The 15,074-nt window shown below is 66.3% G+C and carries 12 protein-coding genes and 5 pseudogenes; 10 read left to right on the forward strand and 7 right to left on the reverse strand.

From position 1 onward, the window contains the following. Positions 1-723: 723 nt before the first annotated feature. Positions 724-1,464: a class I SAM-dependent methyltransferase gene (locus J7I98_RS38250; protein WP_214929672.1), complete on the forward strand. Its 741-nt coding sequence runs from the start codon at positions 724-726 to the stop codon at positions 1,462-1,464. Positions 1,465-1,481: 17 nt separating this feature from the next. Here the strand turns inward: J7I98_RS38250 and J7I98_RS38255 are convergent. Both J7I98_RS38255 and J7I98_RS43200 read right to left on the reverse strand, forming a co-directional pair. Then, positions 1,482-1,706, reverse strand: a pseudogene (locus J7I98_RS38255) (transposase); the annotation flags it as partial. Next, positions 1,669-1,797, reverse strand: a pseudogene (locus J7I98_RS43200) (IS5/IS1182 family transposase); the annotation flags it as partial. The pseudogenes J7I98_RS38255 and J7I98_RS43200, both read right to left, overlap by 38 nt. Before the next feature lie 107 nt (positions 1,798-1,904). Here J7I98_RS43200 and J7I98_RS38260 point away from each other — a divergent pair. The 3 genes and pseudogenes from J7I98_RS38260 to J7I98_RS38270 form a co-directional block, all read left to right on the forward strand. Next, positions 1,905-2,313, forward strand: a pseudogene (locus J7I98_RS38260) (transposase); the annotation flags it as partial. Continuing rightward, positions 2,287-2,550, forward strand: coding sequence for a hypothetical protein (locus J7I98_RS38265; RefSeq protein ID WP_251021802.1), 264 nt, complete (start codon positions 2,287-2,289; stop codon positions 2,548-2,550). The pseudogene J7I98_RS38260 and the gene J7I98_RS38265, both read left to right, overlap by 27 nt. 69 nt (positions 2,551-2,619) lie before the next feature. Beyond that, a complete protein-coding gene (locus tag J7I98_RS38270; RefSeq protein ID WP_214929674.1) occupies positions 2,620-3,147 on the forward strand; it encodes a GNAT family N-acetyltransferase in 528 nt (175 codons plus the stop codon). A 9-nt stretch (positions 3,148-3,156) separates the two neighbouring features. Here the strand turns inward: J7I98_RS38270 and J7I98_RS38275 are convergent. Next, positions 3,157-3,735, reverse strand: a pseudogene (locus tag J7I98_RS38275) (transposase). A 500-nt stretch (positions 3,736-4,235) separates the two neighbouring features. Here J7I98_RS38275 and ctaD point away from each other — a divergent pair. Together ctaD and J7I98_RS38285 are read left to right on the forward strand one after the other, a co-directional pair. After that, complete coding sequence (gene ctaD / locus J7I98_RS38280; protein WP_214929675.1) at positions 4,236-5,954, forward strand: cytochrome c oxidase subunit I; 1,719 nt, start codon at positions 4,236-4,238, stop codon at positions 5,952-5,954. After that, the gene (locus J7I98_RS38285; protein WP_214929676.1) at positions 5,951-6,340 is read left to right on the forward strand and encodes a cytochrome c oxidase subunit 4; all 390 of its coding nucleotides are present in this window, start codon (positions 5,951-5,953) and stop codon (positions 6,338-6,340) included. Before ctaD ends, J7I98_RS38285 begins: the two co-directional genes overlap by 4 nt. An 11-nt stretch (positions 6,341-6,351) precedes the next feature. On the opposite strand, the gene J7I98_RS38290 is transcribed toward J7I98_RS38285, so the two are convergent. The 4 genes and pseudogenes from J7I98_RS38290 to J7I98_RS38305 all read right to left on the reverse strand — a co-directional run bounded on the left by J7I98_RS38290 (position 6,352) and on the right by J7I98_RS38305 (position 12,649). Then, positions 6,352-7,992 (reverse strand): ubiquinol-cytochrome c reductase cytochrome b subunit, encoded by a 1,641-nt coding sequence (locus J7I98_RS38290; protein ID WP_214929677.1) that lies wholly within the window; start codon positions 7,990-7,992, stop codon positions 6,352-6,354. A 659-nt stretch (positions 7,993-8,651) separates the two neighbouring features. Beyond that, positions 8,652-9,564 (reverse strand): annotated as a pseudogene (locus tag J7I98_RS38295) (transposase); the annotation flags it as partial. Positions 9,565-10,039: 475 nt separating this feature from the next. Beyond that, positions 10,040-10,971, reverse strand: a protein-coding gene (locus J7I98_RS38300) for an IS5 family transposase (protein ID WP_374225221.1) whose coding sequence is annotated in 2 segments (ribosomal slippage) — positions 10,040-10,599 and positions 10,599-10,971 — 933 coding nt in all. Because the reading frame shifts where the segments join, the coding sequence is not laid out codon by codon here. Between the two features lie 550 nt (positions 10,972-11,521). Further along, positions 11,522-12,649, reverse strand: coding sequence for a hypothetical protein (locus J7I98_RS38305; protein ID WP_251021803.1), 1,128 nt, complete (start codon positions 12,647-12,649; stop codon positions 11,522-11,524). Positions 12,650-12,909: 260 nt separating this feature from the next. On the opposite strand from J7I98_RS38305, the gene J7I98_RS42430 reads away from it, so the two are divergent. The 4 genes from J7I98_RS42430 to J7I98_RS38320 all read left to right on the forward strand — a co-directional run bounded on the left by J7I98_RS42430 (position 12,910) and on the right by J7I98_RS38320 (position 15,008). Beyond that, positions 12,910-13,038, forward strand: a complete 129-nt coding sequence (locus tag J7I98_RS42430) for a hypothetical protein (protein WP_285438141.1) — start codon at positions 12,910-12,912, stop codon at positions 13,036-13,038. A gap of 126 nt (positions 13,039-13,164) precedes the next feature. Continuing rightward, positions 13,165-13,380: a hypothetical protein gene (locus tag J7I98_RS38310; protein ID WP_214929678.1), complete on the forward strand. Its 216-nt coding sequence runs from the start codon at positions 13,165-13,167 to the stop codon at positions 13,378-13,380. Between the two features lie 210 nt (positions 13,381-13,590). Further along, positions 13,591-14,601, forward strand: a complete 1,011-nt coding sequence (locus J7I98_RS38315; protein ID WP_214929679.1) for a questin oxidase family protein — start codon at positions 13,591-13,593, stop codon at positions 14,599-14,601. Positions 14,602-14,783: 182 nt separating this feature from the next. After that, positions 14,784-15,008, forward strand: coding sequence for a hypothetical protein (locus tag J7I98_RS38320; RefSeq protein ID WP_251021804.1), 225 nt, complete (start codon positions 14,784-14,786; stop codon positions 15,006-15,008). Positions 15,009-15,074 lie beyond the last annotated feature (66 nt).

Genomic DNA, 15,074 nt, shown 5'->3' on the forward strand with positions numbered 1-15,074 from the left:
TCACGCCGATCTGGTGATGCGGACTAGGTGTCGGCCGGTCAGCGGCGCGGGCGTTGGACGACAGAACGCGCGGCGGTCATGCAAGGCAAGCAGTGGGCCCCATCCCTCTCTTCGGAGGGAATCCCCGCCTAAAGGCGGGGATTCCCTCCGAAGAGAGGGATGGGGCCAACTGCTTGCCTTGCATGACCGCCGCGAGTTCTGTCGTCCAACGCCCCCTGCGCTGACCGGCCGACACCTAGTCCGCATCACCGGGTCGGCGTGAGGGAATTCCCGAGTCCCGACATGCCACGTAGACGGGGAATCCATGCCAGGGTCCGGGTGGAGCTGGCAGAACGCTAGGGCGGAGATTCCCGGTTGTGACTGCGGTGACCTGGCGAAGAGGTGGGGCCAAATGCGGAGGTAAATGAGGGACACTTGGGTGGTCTCGGCGCACCGGCGGTAGTGGATACGCATGGACATTGAAGAACTGCCGGAAGGACACGCATGGACCGTCACGTATACCGGCTCTCCGGGCGAGCTGCCGGTAGCCGTTGCCTCCCTTAGAACTCCTAACGAAATGATCTCCAAGGTGGTTGGATCACTCCGGGACTGATGATCCGGGGGTTGGGGTGGCTCGGCCGAAGCCGTGGGAAGGCGACGACGAGCTGTGGGCGGTGCACGCTGCGCCGAGGAGAACGTAAATACGTCGACAGCGCCCCTCGGCACCCGGCAAAGTGGCCGTCCGTGACGAGCAGTGAACTGTGGACCCGTGCGACCGCCGACCGCTACGACGCCGAGGAGACCGAAACGTCCTCGGCTGCCGTTCTCGGACCGACTCTCGCCTTCCTCGCCGAGCTTGCCGGAGACGGCCGGGCACTGGAGTTCGCCATCGGAACCGGACGAGTGGGCGTCCCGCTCCGGGAACGCGGCGTGCCGGTAGTGGGCATCGAACTGTCCGAGCACATGGCAGCGGTGCTGCGGCGCAAGATCGACGAGAGCACGCTCCCGGTAACCATCGGGGACATGGCTACCACCGTCGTCCCAGGCGAGTTCACCCTGGTCTATCTCGTCTACAACACCATCACGAACCTGCTCACGCAGGACGAGCAGGTCGAGTGCTTCCGCAACGCCGCACGTCATCTGGAGCCCGGCGGCCGATTCGTCATCGAGCTGGGCGTGCCGCCGCTGCGGTTCCTGCCGCCCGGCCAGGTCGCGGTGCCGTTCGATGTCTCCGATCAGCATCTCGGCTTCGACACCTTCGACCTGGTCGAGCAGATTCTCGTCTCGCACCACTTCACCCGCGACGGCGACGACGGCCGCTACCGCCGCGGCAACTCCCGGCACCGATACGCCTGGCCGGCAGAGCTCGACCTCATGGCACGGATCGCTGGGCTCGAGCTGGAACGTCGCGTCGCGGACTGGGACGGGGGGCCGTTCGCCCAGGACTCCGCGAAGCACATCTCCGTTTGGCGCAAGCCAACCTGAGGTCGGCCACCGGGCTGTCAATGTAAGCCGTGCCTGTCTTGAAACTCCTGCCGGGAGTTCAGGCGTCGCCAGCAGATCAGTGCGCATCCGAGGGTGAGGAAGGCTTCGTGGATGTCGTCGCGTATCTCCCAACGGATCCGCAGGCGGCGGAACCAGTGCAGGTGGGCGAATGCTCGCTCCACGACCCAGCGTTGGGCGCCGAGTCCGGAGCCATGCTCGGTGCCCCGACGGGCGACGCCCGGGATGCAGGGGCCGACGCTCCACCTTCGGTAGCAGCCGCTCGATCACCGCCCACAGCTCGTCGTCGACTTCCCACGGCTTCGGCCGAGCCACCCCAACCCCCGGATCATCAGTCCGGAGTGATCCAACCACCTTGAAGATCATTTCGTTAGGAGTTCTTAGACCCGTGTCCTACATGGTCAGTTGGCAGTGTCCTGGTCATAGGGAGTGGACGGTGGGGATGGATCGTTCCGGACGGACTGTGGGAGATAGCGAGGCCGTTGCTGCCGCCGGCTCGGGTGCGGCCGCAAGGCGGCGGGGTCGCGAGCATCGATGATGAGGCGGTGTTCGCCGCGATCATCTACGTGCTGGTCAGCGGGTGTGCCTGGCGGGCCCTACCGCCGTGCTTCGGGGCGTCAAAGTCGACCGTGCACCGCCGCTTCGTCGTCTGGTCTCGCGCCGGGGTCTGGGGACGGCTGCATCAGAAGGTCCTCCAGCTGCTGGATGAGCAGGACTTGGTCGACCTTTCCCGTGGGCACCGCGGTGGACCTCACGGACGACCGGGTGAGCTTTCGGACCGGGGACGTTGGCCACCTCGGCGAGGTGCTCGCTGACTGCGACGACCTGCCCAGGCCCTGGCTGGTGATCGAGGACGCGCACGCGCGCGTCCGAGCCGTGCTCGACTTCTTCGACGCCCGACTGGCCGCCGGTGACTACCTACTGGTCGAGGACAGCCTGGCGAAGCGGGCTACCCTCCGGGAGTTCCTCCGGAGCAGCCCGCATCAGTACCAGCTCGACACCCGGTCTCTGGACTTGTTCGGCGAGAACACGAGCTGCGCGATCGACTCGATCCTCCGGCGGGCGTAGGGTGCGGCGGCGCGGGCACCCTCGCATAGGCTGCCGTCTCATCCGACGCACCGCGACGAGGATCAGCCCATGCGCAGCAGCACCAGGATCCGCCTGATCGAGCCCACCGACGCCGCCCCGATCGCCGCGCATCGGGTGCGGGACTTCGAGGCCTTCCGGCCGTGGGAACCGGCCCAGCCGGCCGACTTCTTCACCCCGGAGGGCCAGGCGGAGCGGATCGACAGCCTGCTGGCCGGATACCGGGCCGGCGCGGTCTGGCCGGGCGTGGTGCTCGCCGACGACCAGGTGATCGGGCAGGTCACCGTCGGAGGCATCCTGCCGCAGCCGCACCTGCGCCGCGGCTCCGTCGGATACTGGATCGCCCGCGTCGCCCAGAATCAAGGGCACGCCGGGCACGCCGTCGGGCTTGTACTCCAGGTGATGACGGACGAACTCGGGTTGCACCGCGCCGAGGCGTCCACCAATCTGGAGAATCTGCCGTCGCAGCGGGTGCTGCGCCGCAACGGGTTCAGCCCGTACGGCGTCGCGCACTCCTCGATCTTTCTCGACGGGAGCTGGCGGGACGGGCTGCTGTGGGAGCGGGTCCTCGGCAACTAAGACCGTGTCCTACACGGTCAGTTTGAGGAGCCGGTTGTAGCAGCAGAGAGCGGCTGCCAGTCCGAGAAAGGCCAGGTAGTTGCCTGGGTTCCGTTCGTAGCGGTGGTTGAGTCTGCGGTAGCCGGTCAGCCAGGACATGGTGCGTCCCATCGGCGGCGGCCGAGCCGTTCGCTGGACTCGATGCCCTTGCGGGCGATACGGACCCCGATGTGCTTGCCCCAGAGCCATCGTCGCAGGTGGGGGACGTCAAACGCCTTATCTGTATGAAGGCGGCGGGGCTTCGATTCGGTCGCGTGGGATTCGTGTCCCATGTGGAAATGGGACAGCATCGGCTTCAGGGCCTGGCTGTCGTGGGTGTTGGCCGCGGAGAGCCCGACGCGTAGGGGCAGTCCGTTCGCGTCCGACAGGACGTGCATCTTGGAACCCGGCTTGCCCCGGTCCACGGTAGATGATCGCGGCGAGCACCGCCTCATCATCGATGTTCGCGACCCCGCCACCTTGCGGCCGCACCCGAGCCGGCGGCAGCAACGGCCTCGCTATCTCCCACAGTCTGTCCGGAACGATCCATCCCCACCGTCCACTCCCCATGACCAGCACAGCTGCCAACTGACCATGTAGGACACGGTCTTAGGGGGATAAATTGAAGGTTCTGGCAGACCTTTCCGGCATCGAGTTCACGCACGGCCAGGACATCCGGAAATCCGCTTCATGACCGGACTGGACAAGCACCGGGCGCACCTGAGGCTGGCGCGCGCCGGGTTACCCGTCCCGGACACGATCCTGCTCGACCTCCGCAGCTCAGCGGCCGCGGCTGCCGCTCGCTGAATGGAGCCGAACTCTGCTCAAGCCGCGACGCGGATCCTTCGGGCAGGGCGTCCTGCAGCCCCCCTCACGCCACGTCTGCAGTCCTCGCTGCAGATCCTCATGACCGACTGGGATTCAGGACGCGGCGGGACACTCGGACGTCGTTCGGTGCGCCGGTGAACCGGTGAAATTCGGGGCGCCACCGCCAGTCGTACGGCCAGTCGTACGTCCGTCCGTGGTGGAAGGCTCCACCATCGAGTCACCAGAGACGGGATGGAGAACCGATGGCGCTGGACCAGCAGGAAGCCGCAGCGGCCGAGCCGGTGACCAACAGGCGCATCAGCGCCGGCGTCAGGCTCATGGGCTGGCTGACGACCACGGACCACAAGGTCATCGGCAATCTCTACATGGTGACCGCGTTCGGGTTCTTCCTGCTGGGCGGGGTGATGGCCATGGTCATGCGAGCGGAGTTGGCCCGGCCCGGCATGCAGATCGTCAGCGCCGAACAGTACAACCAGCTGTTCACCATCCACGGCACCGTCATGATGCTGCTGTTCGCCACGCCAATGTTCGGCGGCTTCGCGAACGCCATCATGCCGCTGCAGATCGGCGCGCCCGACGTTGCCTTCCCACGACTCAACGCGCTCACCTACTGGCTCTTCCTCTTCGGCGGAGTCATCGTGGTGTCCGGATTCGTCGTCCCGGGCGGCGCGGCCCACTTCGGCTGGTTCGCCTACGCCCCGCTGAACAGCGCCGTTTTCTCGCCCGGCGCCGGCGGAGACCTGTGGACCATGGGCCTGGTGCTGTCCGGGATCAGCACAACCCTGGCATCGGTCAACTTCATCGCCACGATCGTCTGTCTGCGCGCCCCGGGAATGACCATGTTCCGGCTGCCGATCTTCACTTGGAATATTCTCTTCACCTCGGTCCTCGCGCTGCTCGCGTTCCCGGTGCTCGCCGCCGCGCTGCTCGCCCTCGAAGCCGACCGGAAGTTCGGGTCCCATATCTACGACTCCGCCAACGGCGGCGCGCTTCTGTGGCAGCACATGTTCTGGTTCTTCGGCCACCCCGAGGTCTATATCGTCGCGTTGCCGTTCTTCGGAGTGGTGAGTGAGATCATTCCTACGTTCAGCCGAAAGCCCATGTTCGGGTATTTCGGCATGGTCATGGCCACGATCGCCATCACCATGCTCTCAGCGGTCGTCTGGGCCCATCACATGTTCGCGACGGGAGCCGTCCTCCTGCCGTTCTTCGCCGCCATGTCGTTCATCATCGCCGTGCCCACGGGGGTAAAGTTCTTCAACTGGATTGGCACCATGTGGCACGGCAGTATCTCCTTCGAGACACCCATGCTCTGGGCGGTGGGCTTCCTCGTCACGTTTCTCCTCGGCGGCCTCAGCGGGGTGCTGATCGCCTCGCCCCCGCTGGACTTCCACCTCACCGACTCGTACTTCATCGTCGCCCACCTCCATTACGTACTCTTCGGAACGGTGGTCTTCGCGATGTTCGGCGGGTTCTATTTCTGGTGGCCCAAGTGGACGGGACGCATGCTCGACGAACGCCTCGGGCGTATCCACTTCTGGACCTTGTTCTTCGGCTTTCAGATTACCTTCCTGGTCCAACACTGGCTGGGGCAGTCCGGAATGCCTCGCCGCTATGCCGACTATCTCGCGGCGGACGGGTTCACCTTCCTCAATACGATCTCGTCCATCGGCTCCTTTCTGCTGGGCCTGTCGACACTGCCATTCCTGTACAACGTGTGGCGCACCAGCCGTTACGCACCGAGAGTCGAGGCGGACGATCCCTGGGGGTTCGGCCGCTCCTTGGAGTGGGCGACCTCCTGTCCACCCCCAAGGCACAATTTCCATACTCTGCCCCGGGTGCGTTCCGACTCGCCGGCCTTCGACCTGAACCACCCGGAGACACTGGAGAAGGAGAAACCGAGCTTCGGCCGAGGCGGGTCCCCAACCACTCCGGGCACTCCAGAGGAGACGGGCGAATGAAGACCGAGGGCATCCTCTTCGCCGGAGTCGCGGGATTCTTTCTCGTGACCGATGTTCTCTACGCCGTGTGGTCCAAGGATCCAGCCGGTACGGCGGCGCTCACCGTCTCGTTCCTCATGGCGTTGCTGGTTACATTTTTCTTCGCCACCAACTACCGGAGGAAGGGACTGCGCCCCGAGGACCGCGGGGACGGGAAAGTCCATGAGCGATCCGGTCCGGTGGACTTCTTCCCTCCGCACAGCGCCTGGCCGGTGCTGACCGCCGCGGGGTCGGCCCTGGCGGCCCTCGGGGTGGTGTTCGGTCTGTGGCTCTTCCTGATCGGCCTGGGCGTGCTGCTGATGGGGGTGTTCGGGCTGGTCTTCCAGTACGCCCGTCCGCAGGGCTGAGGGGCGGCTCTTCAGTCCTGGCGCTCGCCGGCCGGCTCCGGCGGCGCGCTCCGTTCCGCGATCAGAGACCGTTGCTCGTCCGTGGCGGGCAGCTCCACGATGTCCCCGTAGTACCAGCCGCTCAACACTGTCCTCAGCCGTCGCCGACGCGAGATCGGGCCCTCCACGGGGAGCTCCAGGGGCGTCGGCACATCACGCATCAGCAGGCGGTAGCGGGCCGTCGGGCTCAGGCTGCGGTGGCCTTCCGAGAGGGCGCCGTACGCCGACTGGGTCACCTGACCGGTTTCCTCGCCCTCGGTCAGCCGGCGGCGGTCCCGCATCTGAAGGGCCAGGCAGAGGCGCTTGGTCACCGCGAAGGCCAGGAGCGGGGCGACGATCAGCGCGATTCTGAGGATCCAGGTCATGGCCTCGATCGAAATCCGGAAGGAGAACGCGACGACGTCATCGCCGCCGGCGACCAGGAGAACGGCGTAGAAGACGATGGCCGCCACGCCGAGCCCCGTACGGGTCGACCGGTTGCGCGGCCGGTCGCACAGATGGTGTTCCCTGCGATCGCCCGTCACCCACTTCTCGAAGAAGGGATAGAGGAACAGCACCGTGAAGACGACGCCGGGCAGCACGATCGCCGGAATGAACACATTCCACATGATGGTGTGGCCCGCGATATCGGTCTCCCACGGCGGCATCAGCCGGAGCGCCCCCTCCAGGAACCCGACATACCAGTCCGGCTGTGCGTTACCGGAGACCAGGTCGGCGCGGTAGGGGCCGTAGTTCCATACGGGATTGATCTGGGCGAGCGCGCCCACCAAGGTCAGTACGCCGAACACCGCAAAGAAGAAACCGGTGGTCTTTGCGGTGAACTGAGGGAAGGCCGGCGAACCGACGGCGTTCTTGTTGATCTTCCCCTGGGCCGCCCAGTGGGTGTGTTTGAGATAGACCACCAGGATGAGGTGAGCGGTGATCAGCGCCGCCATCAGGCCGGGCACGAGCAGGACATGCACGATGTACAGACGCGGGATGACGACATTGCCCGGGAACTCTCCTCCGAAGACGAACAGCTCCAGGTACGTTCCGACGACCGGGATCGACCCCATGATGGTGGCAGCCGTCCTCAAGCCCGTACCGGACAGCAGGTCGTCGGGCAGCGAGTAGCCTGCGAATCCTTCGAGGAGCGCGAGAACGAACAGTGTGACGCCCACGATCCAATTGACCTCCCGCGGTTTGCGGAAAGCGCCAGTGAAGAAGATCCGCAACAGATGGACGGCAATCGCGGCGAGGAACACCAGTGCCGCCCAGTGGTGGATCTGACGGACCAGCAGGCCTCCTCTCACGGCGAAGCTGAGGTTGAGGGTGGTGGCGTACGCCTGGGTCATCCTCTCGCCCTGAAGGGGCACATAGGAACCGGTGTAGACGCTCTCCATCATGCTCGGGTCGAAGAACAGGGTGAGATACACGCCGGTGAGGAGCAGCACCACAAACGAGTAAAGGGCGATCTCGCCGAGGAGAAAGGACCAGTGGTCGGGAAAGGCTTTGCGCAACAACTGCCTGGCCAGCTCGCTGACAGGCAGCCGCCCGTCCACCGCACGGTATCCACTTTCCGCCGCCTGCCCGGCCCGGGCCTTCAGCTGCGCCTTACTCCTCCGAAAAGGCATGCACCACTCTCCCGTCGATTCGCCTTCCACCACCCGCACCCACATTGTGCCGGTTCGCCCTTTATCAGTAACGTCTTGCTCGAAGGGAGTACGCAAAATCGCGGTATCTGCCCCTGATCGGCCGACTCAACCCTGGCGTGCGGGGTGGGGGTGCAGTACTTCAGTGACACGAACTACCTGCGGCGCTCGGCCGCGTTCTCGTTCTTGGGAGTTCACGGCCCGGATTGCCTCGTCCCAGTCCACAGAAACGATGCTCGAGGCGCTGATGACGGAAGAGGAGCGCCTTGTACTCCAGGAGCGCGGCGTTGATCGCGTCGAGGACGGCGGGAGCGTTGTCGACGCGCCGAGGGTCTCGGCACCGATGCGGCCACCGATCCCGCGGACGTCGAAGCCAGTGCTGATGTGCGAATGTCCCTTCACACGCGAGCGGAGAATGCCAAGAAGTGATGGTCAGTCGGTTGGCGGGCCGGTACTGGCCGTACTGCCCGCGCAGGGTGCGGCCGGCGTATTTCCGTGCGGAAGAGGCAGTGGTGCGGCGGGTGAGCAGGGCACTACGGGTACCACCGGCCTTGGGGCGTGACGGGGCGACAGGTGCTGGACGGGCTGGCAAGCATGGACGCGGTACCGGCGCTCCTAGGGTCTGTGTGATGTCGTGATCCATCGGCTGCTCGTAAGAGGTCCGGGAGCCAGATCATCGAGGCACGGAGTTCGAGGCCGGCGAGGTAGCTCTCGGGCGTCTTGTAGAGGCCGGCGTCGTGGCTGACGGGCCTGCCGCCTCGGCTGCCCTCTTCTTGCGGTTGGCGGCCTGGTCCTTCTTCTCCGGGATGACCGCCTTGATCTGGCGTTTGCACAGGTAAGCGCGGTTGCCGCGGGACGAGTAGGCCTTGTCCGCGGCGACCGCGCCTGGGCGGGTGCGGGGCCGGCCGACCGGCACGCGGACGCGGATCTTCTTCAGCACGGGGATGAACTGGGGGCTGTCCGCGGCCTGCCCAGCCGTAAGGACGAACGACAGCGGTCGGCGACGAGGTGAATCTTGCAGGTCAGCCCGCCGCGTGACCTGCCGAGCAGTGCTTCCTTCAGGCGAATCCTGCGTCGCCGGCGGACGCGTCGACGCTCCTCCCGCTCAGGCTCGTTTTCGCTGTGCTGCCCGTTGTGTTCCCCCTCGCCACCCCCCTTTTGCCGAGCCTGTTGCTCGGCGGCGGCTTCCTCCAGAGCCTCCATGACGTCCTTGCCAACGAGCATCCCGGCGGCATCGTGGTGGGCGCGAGTGCTCGTGGAATCCACGCTGACCAGGGATAAATCCGCCCTGGCTCGGCGCGCCGCCTCGGCGATCAGGGCCTCCAGCAAGGCGGTGAAGACACCGGCATTCCGCCAGACCCGAAAGCGTCCGTAGACGGTAGGCCAAGGCCCGAACTCGCTTGGCATCTCACGCCACTGCGAGCCTGTCCTGAACCGCCAGATCACCCCCTCGAACTGATCCCGCAGCCGCTCAGGGTACGGGCCGTACTCGCCGATCGGCAGGAACGGCTCGATCAACTTCCATTGCATACCGGTGAGTTGCCTGCGCGTCACGATTGCCTTCCTACCGGATCCGTTTTCCAGGCGGATCCGGTTCGGCAAGGTTGAGCACGACATCACACAGGCCCTAGCCCGGACAGGAGCTGCAGGATCTGACGGGTGATGGATTCGTCGACGACCGGGTCGTTGATGGAGAACAGGTCGAGCAGGGTGAGGTAGGCGGCATGTGCGGGGTTGGCGTCCGTGAGCAGGGTGGTGGTGACGCTCAGGGCGAGGACGCAGGCGACGATGCCCGCGAGCGCCCAGCGCAGTCGGGCGGAGAACAGCTCGCTCAGGGGGGCGCCTCGCCGGGCGAGGCGGCGAGAGGGGAACGTGGGCCCAGTGTGACGGACGGTCTCCAGGACGACACTTCCACGCCCTGTCGCGCTCTGAACGGTGCGGGGCGCAGGCGTCAGTAGGACTTACGGATCGTCGACCAGCCTATGGTGGTCTGGGCACGGGCCGTCTGCTCTAGGTGCTGTTTCTCGGATCATGTTCGGAGCCAGATCACGAGGGTCGCGAGGGTGACGGTGCCGAGGTAGATGTAGGCGCGTTTTTCATAGCGTGTTGCGACAGCACGGAAGCCCTTCAGTCGATTGATGGCGCGTTCGACAGTGTTGCGTTTCTTGTAGCGCTCGCTGTCGAAACCGGTGGGTCGACCTCCTCGAGAACCTCGGTTCTGCCGGTGTCTGCGCTGGTCGAGACGTTCGGGGATCGTGTGCCGGATTCCGCGTCGTCGCAGGTAGCAGCGGTTCCTCCGGGATGTGTATGCCTTGTCTGCCAGGACACGATCGGGCCGGGTGCGAGGCCGGCCGACTCCGGCTCGGGGCACGGAGACCTGCTCCAGCACCCGCTCGAGCTGGGGCCCGTCACCGTAGTGTCCGGGTGTCAGGACGAAGGCGAGGGGCCGGCATCGCCCCTCGGCGACGAGGTGGATCTTGGTGGTGAATCCTCCGCGGGAACGTCCCAGACACTCGCCGATCTGACCACCTCCTCCATCCGGACCGCCAGTTTCCGCAGTACCGGATCGACCTGGTTCGTCCCCCCGTCGGTCCCCTTTTGAGCCATGGCGGCAGGCGGCGCTTTCCTCGCGCCGGCAGCGTGCTGGTGAGCCCGCACCGCCGTCGAGTCCACCGACACGTCCCAGTCGATCCCGCCCGCGGCATCCTCGGCTGCCTGGATGCGAGACAGCAGCATCTTCCAGGTTCCATCAGCTGACCAGCGACGATGCCGTTTATAGACCGTTTCCCACGGCCCGAACCGCTCCGGCAGGTCCCGCCACTGCACACCAGTCCGCACCCTGTAGAGAACCCCGTTGATCACCCGACGGTGATTGCTCCACCGACCTCCACGCGCTCCACCAGGAGGTAAGAACGACTCCAGCCGATCCCACTCCGCATTCGTCAGATCCCCACGGCCCACAGGACCAGCCTGACCCCAACAACCCACCCACGTCAGGAGATCCGAGAAACAGTGCCTAGTCCGCATAGCGATCGGCGGAAAGACCTGGAGGGAAGGCTCCGGGGCCACATCCAGGACAGTCCGCCTGTCCCCCACCGGCACCGCCTACGACGCTGAGACCGGGAAACAACTGCCCTCCGATCTCTGATCTCTGAGTCTCCTCCACGGCTGATAAGGCCCGCACCCCCGAAGGGTGCGGGCCATCAGCATGTAAGCGGATCTGCGACTGGCTTCCGGACGCTCCGCCTGGCCCTCGCCCAACCGCGCTCCAGTGCTGCTGGCGAGGACCGCACAGGCCGTCCGGCCTCACGCACCGCGCCGCGCCCCGCCGACAGAAAACCCGTCGGCGGGGCGTACCACTGCCCGCGACCTATTGCAGGACATCCCGGCTCACGCCCCAGCCGCGCCGCAGGATCGAGCGCCCGTGCCCCACCCGCCCCGGCCCCGCTACCCGCGCCAGCTCCCGGGTTCCTGCGGTTCAGGTGAAGCTGACGGCTGTGCCCGCCAGGTGTCACCCATGGGCAGCGTCCGGGAAGTCTTCCTCCGGGAACGTCTCCCCCGAGGCTCCCTGCAAGAAGCCCGACATCAGCTCTTCCAGCTTCACCTCGGTGGCTCCGGCCGGAGCACTGACCTTTTCGCCCTTACCCATGCGCAGCACCAGTGCGAGCTTCTTGACCTTCGCGTTCTCCGCCAGCTTGGCCAGGTCCACGGAGACCTCGGCCAGCGCACCGTTCTTGAGCGTGAAGTCGGCTGTGACCTTCTTGTTCGGTGCCTCCTTGAGGTCCTTGTCCGTGGGTAGTTCTGCACCCGGCGGCAGTTCCTTCGCCAGCGGGCGGATCTCGTCGAACAGCTCGGTCAGCAGAGTACGGAAGGGGGCCGTGGCCGTGATGTGCTCGGTGCCGTCCTTTCCGCCGGAGGTCTTGAAGTCGACCTCCCGGGCGATCACCTGACGCAGGGCCTTCATGAGCTTCTTCTGTGTCTTGGCGTCGAGCGTGGGTTCCGCCGAGGGCTTCCCGCCTTCCGGGGCCTGCATCTCCTCCATCTCGTCGCGGGTCTTCTCGAGGTCCTTCGTCGAGACCTTGACCCACTCGCCGTTGAGTACCTTCTTCAACGCCCCGGCGCTGTTGGGCAGTTCGTCGGCGGACGGCATCGGGTTGCCCGTCATCTTCGCGAGCGCGTCCACATCGGCGCGGAAGTAGGTGTAGTCGCCGACCACCCGGTACTCGAACAGGTCACCGTCCGGGCTGCTGAACTTCCAGGCCATGCCGGTGAAGTCCTTCTCGCCGGACTCATCGAACGGCTTCTTGGACTGCATGGACACCGAGATTCGCGCGCCGCTGAGCAGCTCGGCGACCTCTTCAGGCATTTTCTCGTCGGGCTCTGACTCGGCATCCAGCGCCTTCAGCGTCCCGGCATCGGCGTCCAGGTCCAGCTCGAAGGAGAGCGAGTGCTCCTTGCCGAGCGTGTCGAAGGCCTGATCGAGCGTCTGCCCGGCGGACAAGTTCTCCACCGTGCCACAGCCGGATGAGCCCACCAGGACCACGGTGGCGACGGCAGTGGCGGTCAGGGTCTTGCGTATAGCGGAAATGAGGGTCTCCTCGTAGGTGCGACCACAGCGGTGGTCAGCGAGAAGACTCATGAAGTGCTCATAAGGTTGCACGCCACACGCGAACTGGTCAGCTGTCGCGGTGACGCCTTCTGCCGGGTCAAAGACCCGTCCGGCCTCGCGATCACTCGTACGTTCTCGTCTGCACCGCCGACGGAGACCGAGGCACCGCGTATTTCGCCGCCGCCTGCCTCGGTTGCACCTTCCGCGCCGCTGCCAGCAGCAGCCGCACCCCGCTGTCCGAGGCGGAGGCTGCCGACCTCGCCAACTCCCACGCCGCCGGCTGCCGCGCGATGAACCGCGGCGTCCCGGCCGCGCCCGACGACATCGAGGCCGCGAAGAAGCTGTGCTGGTGCTGGGACCACCCGCAGCGCGTCCTTCGGCCCCTGCCCGTCCCGGAGTGGGACGAGCCACCTTTCTGACATACCGCCGCCCCCGGCCGAACTGGCCGGGGGCGAAGGCACCTCGGGGCGCCCGCAGCATCGGCAAGACGCCGGCCGCCCCGCACACCCCTGCACCCCGAACCCGAGATGAGGAGCACCCTCAGCATGACCGATCGCCTCAACACCATCGAGTCCCTCGCGCTGCTGGGCACCCTGGCCGCAGTCTTCGACGGCCTTCACCCGCTGTGCGACCAGTGGCTTCAGCACCCGAAGGACACGGTCGCCAAGGGCATCCACTGCGACCACCTCGTCTACCAGGACGGCAACCCCGTCACCGAGAACCCCTGGCACAGCGCTTCCCTGTCAAGTGCTGCGTGTTGAGATTCTGGCTCCTTCCAATGCTGTCTCTTCGGGTATTCGTTGAGGTCGAGCGGTGGATCTGATCTGGGATGGGGACGTTCTCCTAGGTCCTGTCGTCAAATTCAGCGACACGGCAGGCGTGCCAGGCTCCAATTCGACGGCAGGACCTAGGTCGGGTCTTAAGCCTTCAGCCTGTTACGCCGTCGTGGCGCCTCGCCTACCGTCCTCGCCATGGATACGACGGGCATTCTCGACGAAGCGCTCCAGCGACTGCACAACTCAGGGCCCGAGCGGCTCGGGCGGCTCACCAATCACGCGCCGATGGCCGTCGAGGCCCTCGCCGCTCACGGACAGGCACGATCGGTGCACCGCTGGCTCGATCTGTACGCACGCAAGCTTGAGGAGTTCCCGTCCGGCGTCGAGCCGGTCACGGCCGCCAACTGGCGTTTCGCGCTCGGTGATCCGCGCCGCGCCGCCGACTGGATCGGCTACTTCGAGCGCGAGATCACCGAACGTCCCTGGTGCGAGGTGCTCACGCAGTGGTGGCCCCGTCTTCTGCCCGGTATGTACGGCGGCTCGACGCACCCGGTGATCCGGGTGGGCCACGCCGTGCGCACTCTTCTGGCCAGCGAGAGCACCGAACCCCGTCTGGTCGAACTCGCCCACGGCCTCGGTTACTGGGCCGCCCGCCACCGCCCCGTCGCGGACCTCGCCCCGCTGCCCGCCGCCGACAGCGCAGCCGCCGCCCTCGACGCGGTATCGCCCATCGCCGAACGGGACGGCGGCTTCCCGGCCCGGCTCAGCCGCGTCACGGGCCTGCCGGTGTGGGCGGCCACGATCACGGACCCCAACGAGGCGCACCACTGCCTCACCGAACTGGTGCGGGCGGCCACCCAGCGGTATGCCACTCACGGCCACGGCGAGGAGACGATGCTGGTCCACGCCGCTACGGCTCCCAACGCTGTCCTGCGCACCCTGCCCGCGCTCCCGCACGCCCTGTGGGTACCGAGCCTGCGGGCCGCCTGGACGGCTTCCGCGGCGGTAACCGCGATGTACGCGCCCGACGCCCCGGCCGCATACACTCCGCCGGGCACCTTCACCCCCGACGAGGTCTTCGAACGGGCCCAGGCGCACGGCGACGAACACGTCATCAAGCTGACCGACACGGCCCTCGACATCGGCGACGAACTGACCCTGGCGGCGGCTCTGCGCTCCATCGAGCTGAGCGAACCGTTGAGATAGACGTCTGTCATCAAATGTCCCGCCCACATCAGCAGTGATGCCAGGGTGACGGCCGCCTGGTACAACTCGGCGGTCGGACCACGTCCGGGAGTTCAATCCGGCCCTGGCCCCCTGGCGTCGTGAGCCGGCCGTCCGCGAGTTGGGCGCTGACGATGACCGCTTCCGCGTTCGACCCTCGTGCCGTGGCCTCACCACATGCCTCACCTACACGGCCACCCGGCGCGGCCGCCGCCGCGCTCGCCGTCTCCCACTCCATCGCCGACCGCAGGGTGCCGGGCAAGGGCGTTCTGGAGAAGCTCGCCGACAAGACCGGCAAGACCAGCTTCTACCGCCTGGCCGACTTCGGCATGAACGGCGCCTTCTCTGAACTAGGCACTGTTTCTCGGATCATGTTCGGAGCCAGATAGCGAGGGCTGCGAGTGTGACGGAGCCGAGGTAGATGTAGGCGCGTTTTTCATAGCGTGTTGCGACAG

Source organism: Streptomyces sp. ISL-98 (assembly GCF_018614055.1).
Classification (GTDB): domain Bacteria; phylum Actinomycetota; class Actinomycetes; order Streptomycetales; family Streptomycetaceae; genus Streptomyces; species Streptomyces spiramyceticus.

Bases quoted from the DNA above. Each gene is read 5' to 3' on its own strand.
- J7I98_RS38270 (WP_214929674.1), top strand. From the start codon at position 2,620: ATGCGCAGCAGCACCAGGATCCGCCTGATCGAGCCCACCGACGCCGCC.
- ctaD (WP_214929675.1), top strand. From the start codon at position 4,236: ATGGCGCTGGACCAGCAGGAAGCCGCAGCGGCCGAGCCGGTGACCAAC.
- J7I98_RS38285 (WP_214929676.1), top strand. From the start codon at position 5,951: ATGAAGACCGAGGGCATCCTCTTCGCCGGAGTCGCGGGATTCTTTCTC.
- J7I98_RS38290 (WP_214929677.1), bottom strand. From the start codon at position 7,992: ATGCCTTTTCGGAGGAGTAAGGCGCAGCTGAAGGCCCGGGCCGGGCAG.
- J7I98_RS38305 (WP_251021803.1), bottom strand. From the start codon at position 12,649: ATGAGTCTTCTCGCTGACCACCGCTGTGGTCGCACCTACGAGGAGACC.
- J7I98_RS42430 (WP_285438141.1), top strand. From the start codon at position 12,910: ATGAACCGCGGCGTCCCGGCCGCGCCCGACGACATCGAGGCCGCGAAG.
- J7I98_RS38310 (WP_214929678.1), top strand. From the start codon at position 13,165: ATGACCGATCGCCTCAACACCATCGAGTCCCTCGCGCTGCTGGGCACC.
- J7I98_RS38315 (WP_214929679.1), top strand. From the start codon at position 13,591: ATGGATACGACGGGCATTCTCGACGAAGCGCTCCAGCGACTGCACAAC.